Here is a 16,476-nt window from a genome sequence, read left to right as displayed (position 1 = left end):
TGCCGGCCGCCGGCGCTGCCGAGGGAGAGGCTCGTTCGCTCGCACACCAGGTGTGGTGCCGACACACCGGTTGCAGTCGATGTGTGAGCACCGACGGTGGTGTGTGAGGGCAGCCGGAGGCTGCGGCGGGGCGCTCACACACCAGGTCTGGTGCCGGCACACCGGTTGCAGTCGGTGTGCCGGCACCCGGCGTGGTGTGCCAGCGGCGAAACCGGTGTGCCAGCGGCCGGCCGTCGGCGTCGCCGCCCCGCACGCAACGCAGCGCGCGCAGCGCAGGCCCGCCCACGCGAGGACCGGTGGTCGCACCCCACGGGACGAGTGAGCCCGGGCGCTGTGCATCTCCGACAGGCCGGCGCAAGCCGGGTCTCGAACCGCGCCAACCCCGCCGGCATCCCGCGCCGGGTTCAGCTGAACCCACCCTCACGCGGTGATCATGCGGTTGGCGAGCCGGGTCACCGTGCTGCGGAAGCTCTCAGGCCTCGTCCCGGCCCAGCACGCGATTCCTCCCGTCCCCGGCCCGTCGCGCGTCGCGTCGTGGCCGGGTGGGCATCACTGCCGAACCCCGTGGTCGCTGTGGCGGCCGTCCCCGACGCGGGGGCACGCCCGTTCTCGGCGAGACCGTCACTGCCGGGTGCCTACGCCACTGTCCTGTGGTCCCGAACCATCCCGATCGCCATCCTCAGAGGTTCGGGCGCATCCCGCCGCGCACGTGTCCACATGCTCGAGATCGACCTGACGGTCCTCGCGCAAGATCGAAACAACCGTGGTGTCGACGTCGAGCGCGTGGACAGCGACCCACCTCAAGACCGCGTTGACGGGACGGCTGTCGCACACCAGAGGTGGTGTCGACACACCGGATGCAGTCGATGTGTGAGCACCGACGGTGGTGTGTGAGGGCAGCCGGAGGCTGCGGCGGGGCGCTCACACACCAGGTCTGGTGCCGGCACACCGGTTGCAGTCGGTGTGCCGGCACCGGGCGTGGTGTGCCAGCGGCGAAACCGGTGTGCCAGAGGCAGGCCGTCGGCATCGCCGCCCCGCACGCAACGGCAGCGCGCGCAGCGCACGCCCGCCCACGCGAGGACCGGTCGTCACACCCCGACGGCCGGGTGAGACCGAGCGTGGTGCACCTCCGACCGACATCACGATCTGGCGGCCCAGACAGCTCACCGATCCCGGATGTCGCACCCCCACTCAGCGGGAACCTCGAGGACCTCGCCGAACGGCACGCCCGGATCGACCACCGGACGTTGACCCCGGACTGGTACGGCGACCGCCTCGACCCCGACCCCATCCTCGACGCCCTGCTCCCGAAGCGGATCAAGGCGGTGGCCGCGTGAGCAGAGGGCGTCCTCGGGCGAAGGGCAGATCATCGGCCGGCGAGCTCGGCCCGCACCCGCCGGTAGATCACGATGCCGGCGACCACGGTCCACACCATCGACAGCACGCGGCCGATCGGGAGGAACGCGTTGGCGTAGTAGAACGCCAGGGACAGCACCGACAGCATGGCGAGCGTGCCGGCCACGAAGCCGAACCAGCGGGTCGGCTTGCCGAACAGCAGGTCGCGGCCGAGCACCAGGGCAGCGCCGAACACGAACACGCCGAGCAGCACCACGTTGACCAGGCCGCCCGCGAGGAAGTTGGCCTGGCGCAGGGCCGCCACGGTCGAGTCGCCCGCCGACAGCGAGAGCGCGAGCAGCGTCATCGACAGCGCGGACGACACCACCATCGCGGCCGCCGACAGGTAGCCGACCCGCGGCAGCCACCCGGCGCCCGCCGCGCGCAGGGCCGGGGCGAGGCCGCCGACGAACACCGCGAAGCAGGCCACCGACACGACCTGCAGCACGGCGGTCGTCGTGATCGCCGCCGGATTGGCCGCGTAGTAGGCGGCCACCTCGGCGGCGGGTCCGCCGGGGAGCGGGAGCGGGCGGTCGGCCAGCGCGTCCGCCAGGGGGCTCACCGCGAGGTAGGCGAGGAGGAACCCGAGCGGGGCGAGCACACCGGCGCCGAGGCCGGGGCCGGTCGTGGGGAGGAAGTGGGAACGCAGGGACATGTCGGTCTCCTTCTCCGGGAAGGTCCCCAGAATCCGGATCCGACGTGCCCCGCACGTCCCGCTCAGGGCGACAACCGGCCTACCGCCCCGGTGGTACGCGGCTCAGCGCAGCGGGTCGAACGGGCGCAGCTCGACCGGGCGCACACCCGTGCCGATCTGCTCCGCGAGCAGCCGGGCGCTCGCCGGGCCCAGGGTGATGCCCCACATGCCGTGACCGCCGTCGACGAACACCCGCGGGGAGCGCGTGGCCCCGATCAACGGCAGGCCGTCGGGTGTGCACGGGCGGGAGCCGACCCACTCGTCGGCGCGGTCGTCGAAGTCGGCGCCGCGCAGCAGCGGGCGGGCCGCGTCGACGATCGCCTGGATCCGGCGCGGGTCGAGCGGGGCGTCCGGGCGGCGGAACTCCATCATCCCGGCCACCCGCAGCCGGTCGCCGATCGGCGTGCACGCCACCCGCTGCGCAGGGAAGTAGACCGGGCCCGCCGGCAGGTGCTCCACCGGGACGCTGAAGCTGTAGCCGCGCCCGGCCTGCACCACCGTCCGCACGCCGAACGGCCGCACGAGGTCGCCCAGCCAGGCGCCGGTGGCCACGACCACCGCGTCGTAGGTGTCGGCGCGGCCGTCCTGCTCGATCTCGACAGCGCGGCCGGTGTCGCGGATGCCGGTGACCGGCATGCCCACCCGGATGTCGCCGCCACGCGCCCGCACCGACTCGGCGAGCTCGTGGACGTAGCGGCCCGGGTCGATGAACCGCTGCCCGTGCAGGCGGATCGCGGAACCGATCTCGTCGGACAGCGAGGGCTCGATCTCGCGCGCGTCCGCGCCGGTGAGCACCTCGTACTCGATGCCCTGCCCGGCGGCGTGGATGTGCTCGATCTCCTCGAGCAGCGCCGTGCGCTCCGACTCGGTGCGGTACGCGGCGAGGAACGACTTGGCCTCCACGGTCTCCCCGCCCACACCGCCGTCGGCCAGTGCGTCGAAGCCGTCGAGCGCGAGCCGGTTCATCGGCACGAGGGCAGCCATGGCGCGCTTCCACTGCGTGGCCGTGCTGTGGCGGGCGAACCCGAGCGCGAAGCGGATGAGCTGCGGGTCGGCGGTCGGCGGGAGGTAGACCGGCGACGAGGGGCTGAGCACCGCGCGCAGCCCGTAGCGCAGCACGGCGGGCTCCGGGAGCGGGGTGCTGATGCCCGGTGTGAGCCAGCCGGCGTTGCCCCACGAGGAACCGGCGGCCACGCCCTCGCGGTCCAGCACGGTGACGGTGATGCCGCGTTCCTGGAGGAACCAGGCGGTGGCGAGGCCTGCCATGCCGGCCCCGATGACAGCGACCCGTTCGGGCGGACGGTGCGCGGTGACCATCGGTGAGCTCCTCTTCTGCGGCGGTTCGACACCTCGATGGTCTCCCGGTGCCGAGAGCGAGTCTTCATGCGATGACGACAAACCGATGCGCCGAGATGGTGGAACGAGCACAATGAAGCGGTGATCACCGTCGCCGCGCTCGTCGATGCCGTCGGCCCTGCGCTGCTGCGCGTCGTGGGCGCGGTCCGCGGGGGGCCGGTCGCCGACGTCACGCTGGCCGAACCGGGCGAGGACGTCGTCGGCGTCGCGGGCGACCTGGTGCTCGGGATCGGGCTGGCCGAGCCGGACGAGGCCGCCGACCTGGTCGAACGCGCCGCGGAGCGCAGCGCGTGCGGGGTGGTGGTCAAGCCGCCGCTGGCGCGCGACCCGCTCGTGGTCGCGGCGGGCGACCGCGCCGGGATCGCGGTGCTCGAGCTCGCCCCGCACGCTTCCTGGGCGCACCTGGTGTGGCTCGTGCGCGGCGTGGTCGACCGCGCCGCCGCGCCGGGCCCGCCCGCCCTGGGCGACGCGGGCGTGCACGGCGAGCTCGTGGCGCTCGCCGACGCGGCCGCCGCGATCATCGACGCCCCGGTGACGATCGAGGACGCGCACTCGCGCGTGCTGGCCTACTCGGCGCGCCAGGAGCACACCGACCCGGCGCGGGTGTCGACGATCGTGGGTCGCCGGGTGCCCGACGAGGTCGTGGCGCACTTCCGGGCCCGCGGCGTCTTCCGCACGCTCGCCCGCTCGAGCGAGCCGCTCTACATCACCGACGTGCCGGAGGGGACCCTGCCCCGGCTGGTCATCCCAGTCCGCGCAGGTGGCGAGTGGCTGGGCTCGATCTGGGCCGTCGTGGCCGAGCCGGTCGCCGCGGACCGCGTGGAGGAGCTCACCCGGGCGGCGTCGGTGCTCGCCCTGCACCTGCTGCGCCTGCGCGCCCAGGCGGGGATGGCCCGCCGGGCGTCGGCGGACCGGTTGCGCGAGGCGTTGCGCACCCCGGCGACGTCGGCGAACGAGGAGCTGTGGCTGCCCGAGGGCCCGTGGCGGGTGGTCGCGCTGCAGGGCGCGGGGGACGTCCGGGCCCGGCTCGACCTGTGGGAGTCGATCACCCGCCGGTTCGGCTGGAACCAGCCCTTGCTGGTCGACCTCGACGGCGCGGTGTTCGCGGTGGTCACCGCGTCCGGCCCGGCGAGCGCGGCGGGTTCGCTGCCGTGGCTCGCCGGGCTGCTCGACGCGGTGCACGCTCACGACCCCGCGCTCGCGGCCGCGGCGGGCGGGACGGTGGCGAGCCGGGCCGAGCTTCCCCGGTCGCGCGCGGAGGCCGCGGAGCTGCACGCGCTGATGGCGACCGAGCCCCTGCCCGGGCCGCTGCTGCGGATCGAGGACGCATGGGACACCGTGGTCGTGGCCCGGGCGCGGGCGGCGGTGCGCCCGGAGGTCAGCCTGCTCGGCGGCCCGCTCGCGGCGCTCGTGGCGCACGACCGCGAGCACCACACCGACCACCTCACGACGCTCGCGGCCTGGCTGCGGCACGCCGGCGAGCCGAAGGCGGCCGCCGCCGAGCTGCGGATCCACCCCAACACCCTGCGGTACCGCATGCAGCGCATGGCCGGGATCGCCCCGCTGGACCTCGGGTCGCCACGGGTCCGATTGGCGCTGCAGCTGCAGCTCAGCGCGCTCGAGGCGGGCCGGCTCGCGGGCTGACGAACCACCCGGTTGTGCCCCGCCGAACCCGTCGTCTAGGTTTTATCAAATGTTTGACATGACCTCTGCCGCGGACCGGTCCCCGCTCACGGGGGTGCGGGTCGTCGACGCCGCCACGATCTACGCGGGCCCGATGATCGCGACCCTGCTGGGGGACTTCGGCGCCGACGTGGTGAAGGTCGAACACCCCCGCGGCGACGGCCTGCGCTCCTGGGCGTGGCACAAGGACGGGGAGTCGCTGTGGTGGGCCCTCGTCGCGCGCAACAAGCGGGCGATCACCCTCGCGCTGTCCGACCCGCGCGGCGCCGCGGTGCTGCGCACGCTCCTCGCCGAGACCGACGTGTTCGTCGAGAACTTCCGGCCGGGCACCCTCGAACGCTGGGGCCTGGACCCCGAGGACCTGCTGCGCGTCAACCCGCGGCTCGTGGTCGTGCGCGTCTCCGGGTTCGGCCAGACCGGGCCGTACCGCTCCCGGCCCGGCTTCGGCACGCTCGCGGAGGCGATCTCCGGGTTCGCCGACACCAACGGCGACACCGACGGCCCGCCCGTGCTCCCCCAGTGGCCCCTGGCCGACGGCGTGGCCGCGCTCGCGGGCGCGTTCGCCACGATGATGGCGCTGCGGCACGCGGAGCGCACCGGCGAGGGCCAGGTCGTCGACCTGTCGATCTACGAGCCGCTGTTCTGGATCCTCGGGGCGCAGACCTCCGCGCACGACCAGCTGGGCATCGTGCCGCGGCGCCAGGGCAGCCGCACCGACTTCAACGTGCCCCGCGAGTGCTACCGCACCCGCGACGGCCGGTGGGTCGCCCTCTCCGGGGCCACCGCTGCCACCGGACGGCGGATCCTGCGGGTGGTGGGCCGCGACGACCTGGCCGACGCGCCCTGGTTCGACGACATCACCGGCCGCGTGGAGCACCGCGACGAGATCGACGAAGCCATCGGGAGCTGGATCGCCGGGCGGGACAACGAGGAGGTCCTGGCGGCGTTCGACGCCGTCGGCGCCACCGTCGGGCCCGTGTACTCGATCGCCGACATCGCCGCCGACGAGCACTTCGCCGAACGCAGCATCACCACGGTCGACCACCCCCGCCTCGGTCCGCTGCGCATGCAGGGGCTGATCGCGAACCTGACCCGCACGCCGGGCCGCGTCCGCTCCGCAGGAGCGCCGCTCGGCGCGCACAACGACGAGGTGCTCCGCGAGCTGCTCGGGTGTTCGGCCGAGGAGATCGCGCAGCTCGTCGCGGACGGCGTCGTGGCGCGCGACGCCCCCGAAGACCGGGATCTCGGCTGACCGGAACCCCAACGACGGGAGGACCCACGAGCATGTCCCCGACGAAGCCGCACGCCGGCGCGGACCAGCGGCAGATCCGCCGCGTCGCCCTCGCCAGCGCCATCGGCACGATGCTGGAGTACTACGACTTCTACCTCTACGGCGCGCTGTCGGCCACGATCTTCGGGTCGCTGTTCTTCCACAGCGACGACCCGGCGGTCGGCACGCTCCTCGCGCTGGCCACGTTCGGCGTCGGTTTCGTCGCCCGGCCGCTCGGCGGCGTGATCGCGGGCCACTTCGGCGACCGCGTGGGCCGCAAGTCCGTGCTGATCGCGACGCTGGCGCTGATGGGCTTCTCGACCGTCGGGATCGGCCTGCTGCCCACCTACGACGCGATCGGCACGGCCGCCCCGGTGCTCCTCGTGCTGCTGCGGCTGCTGCAAGGCCTCGCGCACGGCGGCGAGTGGGGCGGCGCGGCGATCATGACCGTCGAGCACGCCCCGCAGGGCCGCCGCGCGTTCTACGGCACCTGGCCGCAGATGGGCGTCTACGCCGGGATCGTGCTGTCCAACCTGGTGCTCAACGGGTTCCTGCTGCTGCCGGAGGAGCAGTTCCGGTCGTGGGGGTGGCGGGTGCCGTTCCTGCTGGGCTTCGTGCTCGTGGTGGTCGGGCTCTACCTGCGCCGGTCGATCACCGAGTCGCCCGAGTTCACCGAGGCCACGGCCGGGGCCCGGGAGGCGGTGAAGGTGCCGATCGTGGAGGCGCTGCGCACGAGCGGACGCGGCATCTTCGTGACGTTCGGCGCGAAGGCGGCCGAGACCGGCACGTTCTACCTGATCACGGTGTTCGCCCTCACGCTCGCCGCCCGCGACACCGGGCCCGGCACGGGCACCGCGCTGAACGGCGTGCTGCTCGCGGCCCTCCTGTCGATCGGCACGGTCGGCGTGTTCGGCGTGCTCGCCGACCGGGTCGGGCGACGCCCCGTGTACGCGCTGGGGGCGGCGTTCATGGGCCTGTTCGCGTTCCCGTTCTTCTGGCTCGCCGGCAGCGGCTCCGCGGCGTCGCTGTGGCTCGCGCTGGTGATCGGGCTGGCCGTCGGCCACGCCTCGATGTACGGCGCCCAGACCCTCTACTTCTCCGAGCTGTTCGACGCGCGCGTGCGCTACAGCGGCGCCTCGCTCGGCTACCAGCTCGGTGCGGCCCTCATCGGCGGCTTCACGCCGCTGATCGCGGCCGCCCTGATGCTGCGCAGCGGCGGCGAACCCTGGCCCGTCGCGCTCTACATCGTCGGGCTGTGCCTGGTGACCGTGGTGGTGATCGGGCTCTGGGGCCAGGTCCGCACCCGCAGCACCGACGCTCCCCTGCCGACCACCCGCTAGAAGGAGGACCACCGAATGACGTCCAGCACCGCGTCGGGCACCCTGCCCGGCCACACGCGCGCGGCGGTCGTGCGCGAGTTCGGCGCGCCCATCGGCATCGAGGACGTGCCGGTGCCGCCGCGGGTCGAGCCGGGCGGCCTGCTCGTCGAGGTCGTCGCCTGCTCGCTGTGCGGCACCGACGTGCACTGCTGGGAGGGCTCGCTGGCCCTCGACATCCGGCTGCCGCTGATCCTCGGCCACGAGATGGTCGGCCGGGTCGTCGCGATCGGCGAGGGCGCCGACGTCGACTCCGTCGGCCAGGACCTGCGGATCGGCGACCGCGTGATCTGGACACACTCGTTCTGCGGCCGGTGCGAGATGTGCACGCGCAAGCGGCCGGCCATGTGCCTGAACCGCACCGCGTACGGCCACGTCTCGATGCAGGAGTGGCCCTACCTGATGGGCGGGTTCGCCCGGCACGCCTACGTGCTGCCCGGGTCGGGCCGGGTCCGCGTGCCCGAGGCCGTGCCGGACGCGCTGGCGAGCATGGCCAGCTGCGCGCTGCGCTCGGTGGTCAACGCCGTGGAGCAGGCGGGGCGGGTGGGGCCCGAGCACACGGTCGTCGTGCAGGGCGCGGGCCCGCTCGGCATCCTCGCCACCGGCCTGTTCGCGCAGGCCGGGGCCGGCCGCGTGGTGACGGTCGGCGCCCCCGCGGCGCGGCTGGAGCTGGCCACCGCGTTCGGCGCCGACGAGGTGATCTCCCTCGAGGACACCCCCGACGCGGCCGACCGGCTCGAGCGCGTGCGCGCGGCCACCGGCGGGCTGGGTGCCGACCTCGTCGCGGAGTTCTCCGGGCACCCGGCCGCCTTCGCCGAGGGCGTGGAGATGGCCGGACTCGGTGCCCGCTACCTCGTGGTCGGGCAGCTCGGGGCCGGCACCACAGCCGTGGCGCCCGGCACCATCACCAAGAAGAACCTCACGGTGATCGGGTCGTTCTCCGGCGACGTCTCGCACTACCACAAGGCCCTCACCGTGCTGGACCGCTACGCGGGCCGGCTGCCCTTCGACCGCCTGATCAGCGGGCAGTACCCGCTCGACCAGGTCAACGCCGTGATCGGGCGCATGCAGGCGTTCCAGGAGATCAAGCCGGTGCTGCTGCCCGGGGAGGAGACCCGCTCATGAGCGACCTCGTCGCCACCCTCGTCTCGACCGAGCGGTCCGGGGCGCACACCGGGCAGCCCGTGACGCTGCCGATGCTCGTCGGCGGTGAGTGGACCGGCGCGGTGGACGGCGCCGTGTTCGACTCCTACGAACCGCGCACCGGCGGCGTGTGGGCCACGCTCCCCCGCGCGTCGGCCGCCGACGTCGACCGGGCCGTCGCCGCGGCCCGCCGCGCGCTCACCGGCGAGTGGTCGCGCGTGAGCGCCGCCGACCGGGCGCGCTACCTGATCCGGATCGCCGCTGTGGTCGACCGGCACCGCGAGGAGCTGGCCGTCATCGAGTCGCGCGACAACGGCAAGCCGCTGCGCGAGGTCCGCGCCGAGATCGACGCGATCGTGCGCTACTTCGAGTACTTCGCGGGCGTATGCCAGACGGTGCTCGGGGAGACCCACCCGCAGGCCGCGTCGGCGTTCACCTACACGCGCCGCGAGCCGGTGGGCGTGGTGGGCGCGATCGTGCCGTGGAACTCCCCGCTGCTCATGCTGGCCTGGAAGCTCAGCCCGGCGCTGGCGGGCGGCAACACGATCGTGCTCAAGCCGGCCGAGGAGACCTCGGTGTCCTCGATCGTCTTCGCGCACCTGGTCGCGGAGGTGGGCCTGCCCGACGGCGTGTTCAACGTCGTCACCGGGCTCGGCGAGTCCGCGGGCGCTGCGCTCGTGGCCCACCCGCAGGTCGACAAGATCGCGTTCACCGGCTCCACGGAGGTGGGCAGGCAGATCGCGGCCACCGCCGCGGACGACCTCAAGCTCGTGACCTTCGAGCTGGGCGGCAAGTCGCCCACGCTGGTGTTCGCCGACGCCGACCTCGACGCGGCCGTGCACCGCACCGCCTACGGGATCTTCTCCGCGGCCGGCCAGACCTGCCAGGCCGCCTCGCGCATCCTGGTGCAGGACTCGGTGCACGACGAGTTCCTCGACCGCTTCGCCGCCCTCGCCCGCAGCATCCGGGTGGGCGACCCGCTGTCCGAGAAGACCCAGATGGGCGCGCAGATCTCCGCGCAGCACCGCGAGCGGATCGCCGGCTACGTGGAGAGCGGCAGGCAGGAGGGCGCCACGCTCGTGTGCGGCGGCACCCGCCCCGACGACCCGACCCTCGCGGGCGGCTACTACTACACACCGACCATCCTCGACGGGGTGGACAACTCGATGCGGATGATCCGCGAGGAGATCTTCGGACCCGTCACGGGCGTGATGACCTTCTCCGACGAGCAGGACGCCCTCGCGAAGGCGAACGACACCGAGTACGGGTTGGCCGGGTCGGTGTGGACCCGCGACGTCGCCAGGGCCCACCGGGTGGCCGCGGGCATCCAGGCCGGGTTGATCTGGGTGAACACCACCCGCACGATCAACCACCTCGTGCCGTTCGGCGGGTACAAGCAGTCGGGCTACGGCCGCGAGGGCGGGATGCAGGTGATGGAGCACTACACCCGGGTCAAGTCGGTGTGGGTGGACCTGCAGGACGAGCTCCCGAACTGGTACGCGGACCGATGAGCCCGCAGCCCACCCCGCTGCGCCTGCGCACGCTGCTGTTCGTGCCCGGCGACCGCCCGGACCGCATCCCCAAGGCCGCCGCGGCGGGCGCGGACGGGATCGCCGTCGACCTGGAGGACGCGGTCGCGCTGTCGCGCAAGGAGGAGGCCCGCCAGGCGGTCGCCGAGACCCTGCCCGGCCTGCCCGCGGACGGCCCGGTGGTCGCGGTGCGGATCAACGGCGTCGACAGCGCGTTCGCCGAGGCCGACGTCGCGGCGCTCGAACCCGTGCTCGGCCGCGTCGACCTGATGATCGTCCCCATGTGCTCCACGCCGGACGCGGTGCACGCGGTGGCCGCGCTCCTCGACGCGGCGGAGGCGCGGGCCGGGCTGGAACCGGGCCGCACCGGGATCGTCCCGCTCGTCGAGACGGCGGCGGGGATCGCCGACGCCCGCGCCGTCGCGTCCGCCGACCCGCGCGTGCGCACGCTGACGTTCGGGCCCGCGGACCTCTCGCGCGAGCTGGGCGTCACCCCCACCGCCGACGGCGAGGAGCTGTTCGTCGCCCGGTCCCAGCTCGTGCTCGCCACGGCGGCCGCCGGGCGCCCGAAGCCGATCGACGGACCGCACCTCGACCTCGACGACGCCGACGGCCTCGCCCGCGCTGCGGCCCGGGCCCGGCGGCTGGGCTTCGGGGGCAAGCAGGTGCTGCACCCCCGGCAGATCCCGGTGGTCGCCGCGGCCTTCGCCCCCACCGCGGAGGAGCTGGACCGCGCGCGGCGCATCGACGCGGCGTTCCGCGAGGCGGAGGCGGCGGGCGTGTCCTCGATCCGCCTCGACGACGGCACGTTCGTCGACTACCCGATCGCCCACCGGGCGCGCGCCCTGCTCGCCGAGGCGGCAGCAGGATGAGCCCGACGCCGGCGAAGCGGGATCGCGGGTCGCTGACGAAGGCCGAGGAGGCCTTCACCGTGATCCGGCGCCAGATCGAGCGCGGGCAGCTGCCGGGCGGCGCGAAGCTCACGTTGCAGAGCCTGTCGGACGAGATGCAGATGAGCCTCACCCCGATCCGCGAGGCGCTGCGCATGCTGCAGGCGCACGGGCTCGTCGAGTACCGGCCGCACCACGGCCACGTCGTCACCCGCTACTCGATCCCGCGCGCGGAGGAGATCTACCTGCTGCGCGAGACCCTCGAGCCGCTGGCCACGCGGCTGGCGGCCGAACGGGCCTCCGCGCAGGAGCTCGAGGAGATCCGCGGGCTGCACGAGGAGTTCCGCGCCGCCTCCGAGAAGGAGGACGGCGAGCAGGGCGTGGTGGTCGACCTGAACGCGCTGTGGCACCGCAGCGTGTACGAGGCCGCGCACTCCGGCTTCCTCGACGAGTTCATCGACCGGCTCTGGACCGGGGTGCCCTACCAGGCGATCTGGTTCATCCACCGCAGGCACCGCTCGGTGCTCGACCACCAGGCCGTCACCGAGGCGCTGCTCGAGCGCCGGGCCGAGCAGGCCGCCGCCGGGATGCTCGAGCACATCGGGCGGGGCAAGAAGGCCACGATCGACCACCTGCGCGCGATCGGGGCCCCGGAGAGCTGACCGGGCGTCAGGCCGCGCCCGGCCGCAGCGCGGCGGCCGCGCGGGCGCGCTCGGCGATCGCGTCCCACCGGCCCTCGGCGATGTCGGCGCGCGGCGCGATCCAGGTGCCGCCCACCGCGAACACGTTGGGCAACGCCAGGTACTCGGCCGCGTTCTCCGGCCGCACGCCTCCGGTGGGCATGAAGCGCGCTCCCGTCCAGCCGAACGGACCGTCGAGCGCCTTCAGCGTGCCGATCCCGCCGTAGGCGCCCGCGGGGAAGAACTTGATGTGCCGCGCCCCCGCCTCCAGGCAGGCGCCCACCTCGCTCGGGGTGACCGCGCCGGGCACGAACGGCAGGCCCGCGTCCGCGGCGGCGGCCAGGCAGGCGGCCGAGTGCCCCGGGGACACGCCGAACCGCGCCCCGGCCGCGGCGGCGGCGGTGACCATGTCCGGCAACACCAGCGTGCCCGCGCCGAGCAGGAAGTCCGGCAGCTCCGCCGCGATCGCCTTCACCGCGTCGCGCGCGGCGGGCGTGCGGAACGTGACCTCCACGAGCGGGAGCCCGGCGTCGGCGAGGGTGCGGGCCAGCGGCACCGCGGACGCCACGTCGTCGATCTCGACGACGGGCACGACGGCGAGCGCCTCGACGGCGGCCAGTACGTCGGACTCGAGTTCGGTGGCGATCACGCCGGTCCTCCCGTGGTGCGGTCGGTGACACTCCTGGGGCCCTACCCAAGCACGTGAGGGAGCGCGACTGATGACCAACCGCTTCGAGGGCAGGCGGATCGCCGTCACCGGCGCCGCAGGCGGGATCGGCCGGGCGATCTGCGAGAGCCTCGCCGGCCAGGGCGCGCAGGTCCACGGGCTCGATCTGACCGGGCTCGACGCGCTCACCGGCTGACCGCCGAGAAGTAGCCCAGGGCGAGCAGTCGCCCCACCCGCATCGGGTCGGCGCCCTGGCGCAGCTCCGCGTGCGTGTCGACCACCAGTTCGGCGAGCTCGCCGCCGAGCGGGTTGAGCGCAGCGTCAGCGCCGCACCGTGATCACGGCGACCGGGAACTTCCGGTCGGTCTTCTCCTCGTACCCGGCGGCGTCCGGCCAGTAGTCGCGCCACACGCCGTACAGCCGCTCCCAGTCGTCGTCGCGCCCGGGGCGGACGACCCGGTGCCGGGCCTGCAGCGTGTCGGCGCCGAGCTCGATCGTGACCGGGCCGTCGACGGCCTCGAGGTTGGCAACCCACTGCGGCTCCTGCGGGGCGCCGCCTGCGCTGCCGCAGACGATGTACGAGCCGTTGTCGGGAGCCGCGACGAGCGGGTTGACGAAGACCCGGCCCGACTTGCGGCCGGGGATGTGCAGCAGGAGGACCGTCTTACCCTCCCAGTGCCCGCCGAGCACGCCCCGGTGGGCGCGGAAGTCCTCGATCACGGTGTCGTTGAAGGAAGCCACCCCCGGACGCTAGCGTGCGCCGGCCGCGCCGGAGGTGGCGGACGTCCGACTACCCGATGACCGCGCCCAGGAAAGCGGCGAGGTGGGAGCGGACGCGGGTGATCTTCTCCTCGCGGGAGAGGCTCTCGTCGACCGGGCCCCCGACGGACTGCTTGCGCCCGCGGACGTAGGCGGAGCAGGCCAGGTCGGCGCACAGGTACTGGCCGACCGTGTTGCCGCCGCGCCCGGCCGCGCCGGCGCGGCGGGCGCTCATCAGCACGACGCCGCCGCCGGTGCGGGTGGTGAGGCACAGCGAGCAGAGGCTGCGCGCGGTGAAGCCCCGGAACCCGGCGGCCGCGGCGCGCAGGACGACGCCGACGACGCGCTCCTCGTGCTCGGCCACGAGGTAGGCGCGTTCGGGTGCGCCGGGGTCGCGCCAGCCGAGGAAGTCGAGGTCGGCCCAGGGGAGCTCGTCGAGGCCTGCGGGGACCTTGAGGCGCTGGGCCTCACCCTTCGAGCAGTTGACGAACGACCGGCGGATCTCGGGTTCGGTGATCGGTTCCATGACGACTACCTAAAGCTGATGGTATGTTTCCTAAAAGCTTTAGGCAGTGTACTCCCCCGGGAGGGAACCCCGTGGCACGTGCCGGACTCACGCCCCACCGACTGGCGCTCGCGGGCGCCGACCTGGCCGACGAGGTGGGCTTCGAGCAGGTCACCGCGTCGGCGCTCGCCCGGCGGTTCGGCGTCAAGGTCGCGAGCCTGTACTCGCACGTGCGCGGCACGCAGGACCTCAGGACCCGGATCGCCCTGCTCGCACTGGAGGAGCTGGCCGACCTCCTCGCGGCGGCGCTGGCCGGCCGGTCCGGCGCGGCGGCGCTCGCCGCGTACGCGAACACCTACCGCGACTACGCCCGGACACACCCCGGCCGCTGGGCCGCCATGCAGCTGCGACTCGACGCGGACACGGCGGCGGCGAGCGCGGGCCGCAGGCACGTGGAGCTGACGCGGGCGATCCTGCGCGGCTACGACGTCGCGGAGGCCGACCACCCGGCCGCGGTGCGACTCCTGGGCAGCGCGGTGCACGGCTACGTCGAGCTCGAGGCGAGCGGCGGGTTCAGCCACAGCGCACCGGACAGCCAGGAGACCTGGCCCCGGGTGCTCGACGCGCTCGACGCCTTGCTGCGACACTGGCCCGAACCACGATGACAGCGCCTGACATCACCGGGTAGTCTTATCGATGTCAGCACCTGACATCGATGAGGAGCCAACCATGCACGTCTTCGTCACCGGCGCATCCGGCTTCATCGGCCGCGCCGTCGTCGCCGAGCTCGTCGCCGCCGGCCACACCGTCACCGGCCTCGCGCGCTCCGACGCGTCGGCCTCCGTCGTCGAGGATCTCGGCGCGGCCGTCCGGCGCGGCGACCTCGACGACCTCGACGGGATCCACGAGGCGGCCACCGCGGCCGACGGAGTGATCCACCTGGCCAACAAGCACGACTGGACCACCCCCGGGGTCTCCGACCGCGCCGAGCGGGCCGCGGTGCAGACCATCTGCGACGCGCTGGCCGGCTCGGACAAGCCGTTCGTGTTCGCGGCGGGCCTCGCGCTGCCCGGGCTGGGACACCCCGCGACCGAGCGCGACGTCAACCCCGCCGTCGGCCCGGACTCACCCCGCGGCGGCGCCGAGAACCTCGCGCTCGCCTACGCCGAGAAGGGCGTGCGGGTGGTCTCGGCGCGGTTCGCCCCGACCGTCCACGGGGAGGGCGACCACGGCTTTGTCTCCATCACCGCCGCCGCCGCCCGCCGCCGCGGCGCGAGCACCTACCCCGGCGACGGCGCCAACCGGTGGCCCGCCGTGCACCGCACCGATGCCGCCCGCCTGGTGCGGCTCGGGCTCGAGAGCGCGCCCGCGGGCACGGTCATGCACGCGGCGGCCGAGGAGGGCGTGCCCGTCCGCGCGATCGCCGAGGCCCTCGCGGCCCGGCTCGGCGTGCCGGCGACGTCGGCGCCTGCCGAACAGATCGCCGCCGAGATCCCGTTCGTCGGCCGCTTCCTGACGCTGGACGTGCCCGCCTCGAGCACGATCACGCGCGAGCTGCTCGGGTGGCAGCCCACCGGCCCCACCCTCCTGGAGGACATCGCGGCGGGCCACTACGACCAGCCCTGACAGGGGCGGGCCCTCAGGCGTCGAAGCGGCGGCGGGACTCCTCGATGTGGCCGATGTAGCGGCGGGTCCAGCCGCACATGAGGTCGACGGTGGCGCGCAGGGCCTGCCCCGGCTCGGTCAGCGTGTACTCCACCCGCGGCGGCACGGTGGGGTGGACTTCCCGCACGAGCAGGCCGTTGCGCTCCAGCATCCGCAGGTTCTGGGTGAGCATCTTGTGGCTGATGCCCTCCAGCGCACCGCGCAGCTCGGTGAAGCGCAGCGTGCGCTCCCCCAGGGTCTCGATGATCAGCAGGGCCCACTTGTTGGCGACGTCGGAGAAGATCTCCCGCGCCAGCGAGTCCGCCCGCGAGATGTCCGCGTCCTCCGCCGAGCCGCTGAACTGGGTGGTCACCACGAGGTTCCTCCGTCACCGGAAAGTGCGTTCTTCCACGTCGCCCGCCACTCTCCTACGGTGACTGAGTCACCGCAAGAGAGCACGAGGAGGACGCACGATGGCCGTCAAAATGATCGACCCCGACGGGCTGCCCCGGGTCGGCGCCTACCACCAGGTGTCCATCGCCACCGGGTCGGCGCTGGTCTTCGTGGCCGGGCAGGTGGCGTGGGACGCGAACGGGGAGACGATCGGCGCGGGTGACCTCGCCGCCCAGGTCGAGCGGTGCTACCTCAACGTCGCCAGCGCGCTGGCCGGGGCCGGGGCCACGTTCGCCGACGTCGCGAAGGTCACCGTCCACGTCGTGGACTGGACACCCGACAAGATGCCCCTGTTCCTGGAGGGCGTCGCCCGGGCCGCGGAGCAGCTGGGCACCACCCCGGTCCCGCCGGGCACGTTGATCGGAGTGGCCGCTCTGGACGTGCCCGAGCACCTGGTCGAAGTGGAGGCGGTCGCGGTGGTCGGGTGACCGG

Annotated in this window: 17 protein-coding genes; 11 read left to right on the top strand and 6 right to left on the bottom strand. The window is 74.0% G+C overall.

The window, feature by feature from the left end; translation table 11 throughout:
- Positions 1–1,366 precede the first annotated feature (1,366 nt).
- Positions 1,367–2,050: a hypothetical protein gene (locus tag ACFPL3_RS23060; protein ID WP_343943798.1), complete on the bottom strand. Its 684-nt coding sequence runs from the start codon at positions 2,048–2,050 to the stop codon at positions 1,367–1,369.
- Between the two features lie 102 nt (positions 2,051–2,152).
- Positions 2,153–3,406 carry an NAD(P)/FAD-dependent oxidoreductase gene (locus ACFPL3_RS23055; protein ID WP_343943799.1) on the bottom strand — a complete coding sequence of 418 codons (1,254 nt, stop codon included), beginning with the start codon at positions 3,404–3,406 and terminating at the stop codon, positions 2,153–2,155.
- Positions 3,407–3,526: 120 nt separating this feature from the next.
- Here ACFPL3_RS23055 and ACFPL3_RS23050 point away from each other — a divergent pair, with 120 nt between their 5' ends.
- The 7 genes from ACFPL3_RS23050 to ACFPL3_RS23020 are packed head-to-tail and all read left to right on the top strand — an operon-like array spanning position 3,527 to position 11,998.
- Complete coding sequence (locus ACFPL3_RS23050) at positions 3,527–5,089, top strand: PucR family transcriptional regulator (RefSeq protein WP_343943800.1); 1,563 nt, start codon at positions 3,527–3,529, stop codon at positions 5,087–5,089.
- Between the two features lie 58 nt (positions 5,090–5,147).
- Positions 5,148–6,380: a CaiB/BaiF CoA transferase family protein gene (locus tag ACFPL3_RS23045; RefSeq protein ID WP_343943801.1), complete on the top strand. Its 1,233-nt coding sequence runs from the start codon at positions 5,148–5,150 to the stop codon at positions 6,378–6,380.
- Between the two features lie 32 nt (positions 6,381–6,412).
- Positions 6,413–7,738: an MFS transporter gene (locus tag ACFPL3_RS23040; RefSeq protein WP_343943802.1), complete on the top strand. Its 1,326-nt coding sequence runs from the start codon at positions 6,413–6,415 to the stop codon at positions 7,736–7,738.
- Between the two features lie 15 nt (positions 7,739–7,753).
- Complete coding sequence (locus tag ACFPL3_RS23035; RefSeq protein ID WP_343943803.1) at positions 7,754–8,899, top strand: zinc-binding dehydrogenase; 1,146 nt, start codon at positions 7,754–7,756, stop codon at positions 8,897–8,899.
- Positions 8,896–10,428: an aldehyde dehydrogenase gene (locus tag ACFPL3_RS23030; protein ID WP_343943804.1), complete on the top strand. Its 1,533-nt coding sequence runs from the start codon at positions 8,896–8,898 to the stop codon at positions 10,426–10,428. The genes ACFPL3_RS23035 and ACFPL3_RS23030 overlap by 4 nt, the downstream gene beginning before the upstream one ends.
- Positions 10,425–11,318: an HpcH/HpaI aldolase/citrate lyase family protein gene (locus tag ACFPL3_RS23025; RefSeq protein WP_343943805.1), complete on the top strand. Its 894-nt coding sequence runs from the start codon at positions 10,425–10,427 to the stop codon at positions 11,316–11,318. Before ACFPL3_RS23030 ends, ACFPL3_RS23025 begins: the two co-directional genes overlap by 4 nt.
- Entirely contained in the window at positions 11,315–11,998 is a 684-nt protein-coding gene (locus ACFPL3_RS23020; protein WP_343943806.1) for a GntR family transcriptional regulator, read from the top strand. Before ACFPL3_RS23025 ends, ACFPL3_RS23020 begins: the two co-directional genes overlap by 4 nt.
- Positions 11,999–12,005: 7 nt before the next feature.
- Here the strand turns inward: ACFPL3_RS23020 and eda are convergent, their stop codons facing one another.
- Positions 12,006–12,665 carry a bifunctional 4-hydroxy-2-oxoglutarate aldolase/2-dehydro-3-deoxy-phosphogluconate aldolase gene (gene eda, locus ACFPL3_RS23015; RefSeq protein ID WP_343943807.1) on the bottom strand — a complete coding sequence of 220 codons (660 nt, stop codon included), beginning with the start codon at positions 12,663–12,665 and terminating at the stop codon, positions 12,006–12,008.
- A 70-nt stretch (positions 12,666–12,735) separates the two neighbouring features.
- Here eda and ACFPL3_RS23010 point away from each other — a divergent pair, with 70 nt between their 5' ends.
- The gene (locus tag ACFPL3_RS23010; RefSeq protein WP_343943808.1) at positions 12,736–12,879 is read left to right on the top strand and encodes an NAD-dependent epimerase/dehydratase family protein; all 144 of its coding nucleotides are present in this window, start codon (positions 12,736–12,738) and stop codon (positions 12,877–12,879) included.
- Positions 12,880–13,004: 125 nt separating this feature from the next.
- On the opposite strand, the gene ACFPL3_RS23005 is transcribed toward ACFPL3_RS23010, so the two are convergent.
- On the bottom strand, positions 13,005–13,424 hold the full coding sequence (locus ACFPL3_RS23005) for a nitroreductase/quinone reductase family protein (protein WP_343943809.1): 420 nt from the start codon (positions 13,422–13,424) through the stop codon (positions 13,005–13,007).
- A 49-nt stretch (positions 13,425–13,473) separates the two neighbouring features.
- Positions 13,474–13,968 (bottom strand): FBP domain-containing protein, encoded by a 495-nt coding sequence (locus ACFPL3_RS23000; protein ID WP_343943810.1) that lies wholly within the window; start codon positions 13,966–13,968, stop codon positions 13,474–13,476.
- 71 nt (positions 13,969–14,039) lie between these two features.
- Here ACFPL3_RS23000 and ACFPL3_RS22995 point away from each other — a divergent pair, with 71 nt between their 5' ends.
- The gene (locus ACFPL3_RS22995; protein ID WP_343943811.1) at positions 14,040–14,612 is read left to right on the top strand and encodes a TetR/AcrR family transcriptional regulator; all 573 of its coding nucleotides are present in this window, start codon (positions 14,040–14,042) and stop codon (positions 14,610–14,612) included.
- A 64-nt stretch (positions 14,613–14,676) separates the two neighbouring features.
- Positions 14,677–15,573 (top strand): SDR family oxidoreductase, encoded by an 897-nt coding sequence (locus ACFPL3_RS22990; protein ID WP_343943812.1) that lies wholly within the window; start codon positions 14,677–14,679, stop codon positions 15,571–15,573.
- Positions 15,574–15,586: 13 nt separating this feature from the next.
- On the opposite strand, the gene ACFPL3_RS22985 is transcribed toward ACFPL3_RS22990, so the two are convergent.
- Positions 15,587–15,967 carry a winged helix-turn-helix transcriptional regulator gene (locus ACFPL3_RS22985; protein ID WP_343943813.1) on the bottom strand — a complete coding sequence of 127 codons (381 nt, stop codon included), beginning with the start codon at positions 15,965–15,967 and terminating at the stop codon, positions 15,587–15,589.
- Between the two features lie 97 nt (positions 15,968–16,064).
- Here ACFPL3_RS22985 and ACFPL3_RS22980 point away from each other — a divergent pair, with 97 nt between their 5' ends.
- Positions 16,065–16,472, top strand: a complete 408-nt coding sequence (locus tag ACFPL3_RS22980; RefSeq protein WP_343943814.1) for a RidA family protein — start codon at positions 16,065–16,067, stop codon at positions 16,470–16,472.
- Positions 16,473–16,476 lie beyond the last annotated feature (4 nt).

This window comes from Pseudonocardia zijingensis, from assembly GCF_042657305.1.
Lineage (GTDB): Bacteria > Actinomycetota > Actinomycetes > Mycobacteriales > Pseudonocardiaceae > Pseudonocardia > Pseudonocardia zijingensis.
The sequence above is the reverse complement of the archived record's forward strand: the minus strand, read 5'-3'. Positions and strand labels throughout refer to the sequence as shown.

What these genes read in the sequence shown, in the direction of transcription:
- ACFPL3_RS23035 (WP_343943803.1), top strand. Translation starts at nt 7,754, where the DNA reads ATGACGTCCAGCACCGCGTCGGGCACCCTGCCCGGCCACACGCGCGCG.
- ACFPL3_RS23045 (WP_343943801.1), top strand. Translation starts at nt 5,148, where the DNA reads ATGACCTCTGCCGCGGACCGGTCCCCGCTCACGGGGGTGCGGGTCGTC.
- ACFPL3_RS23040 (WP_343943802.1), top strand. Translation starts at nt 6,413, where the DNA reads ATGTCCCCGACGAAGCCGCACGCCGGCGCGGACCAGCGGCAGATCCGC.
- ACFPL3_RS23025 (WP_343943805.1), top strand. Translation starts at nt 10,425, where the DNA reads ATGAGCCCGCAGCCCACCCCGCTGCGCCTGCGCACGCTGCTGTTCGTG.
- ACFPL3_RS23055 (WP_343943799.1), bottom strand. Translation starts at nt 3,406, where the DNA reads ATGGTCACCGCGCACCGTCCGCCCGAACGGGTCGCTGTCATCGGGGCC.
- ACFPL3_RS22980 (WP_343943814.1), top strand. Translation starts at nt 16,065, where the DNA reads ATGGCCGTCAAAATGATCGACCCCGACGGGCTGCCCCGGGTCGGCGCC.
- ACFPL3_RS23060 (WP_343943798.1), bottom strand. Translation starts at nt 2,050, where the DNA reads ATGTCCCTGCGTTCCCACTTCCTCCCCACGACCGGCCCCGGCCTCGGC.
- ACFPL3_RS22990 (WP_343943812.1), top strand. Translation starts at nt 14,677, where the DNA reads ATGCACGTCTTCGTCACCGGCGCATCCGGCTTCATCGGCCGCGCCGTC.
- ACFPL3_RS23000 (WP_343943810.1), bottom strand. Translation starts at nt 13,968, where the DNA reads ATGGAACCGATCACCGAACCCGAGATCCGCCGGTCGTTCGTCAACTGC.
- ACFPL3_RS23030 (WP_343943804.1), top strand. Translation starts at nt 8,896, where the DNA reads ATGAGCGACCTCGTCGCCACCCTCGTCTCGACCGAGCGGTCCGGGGCG.
- ACFPL3_RS23010 (WP_343943808.1), top strand. Translation starts at nt 12,736, where the DNA reads ATGACCAACCGCTTCGAGGGCAGGCGGATCGCCGTCACCGGCGCCGCA.
- ACFPL3_RS23020 (WP_343943806.1), top strand. Translation starts at nt 11,315, where the DNA reads ATGAGCCCGACGCCGGCGAAGCGGGATCGCGGGTCGCTGACGAAGGCC.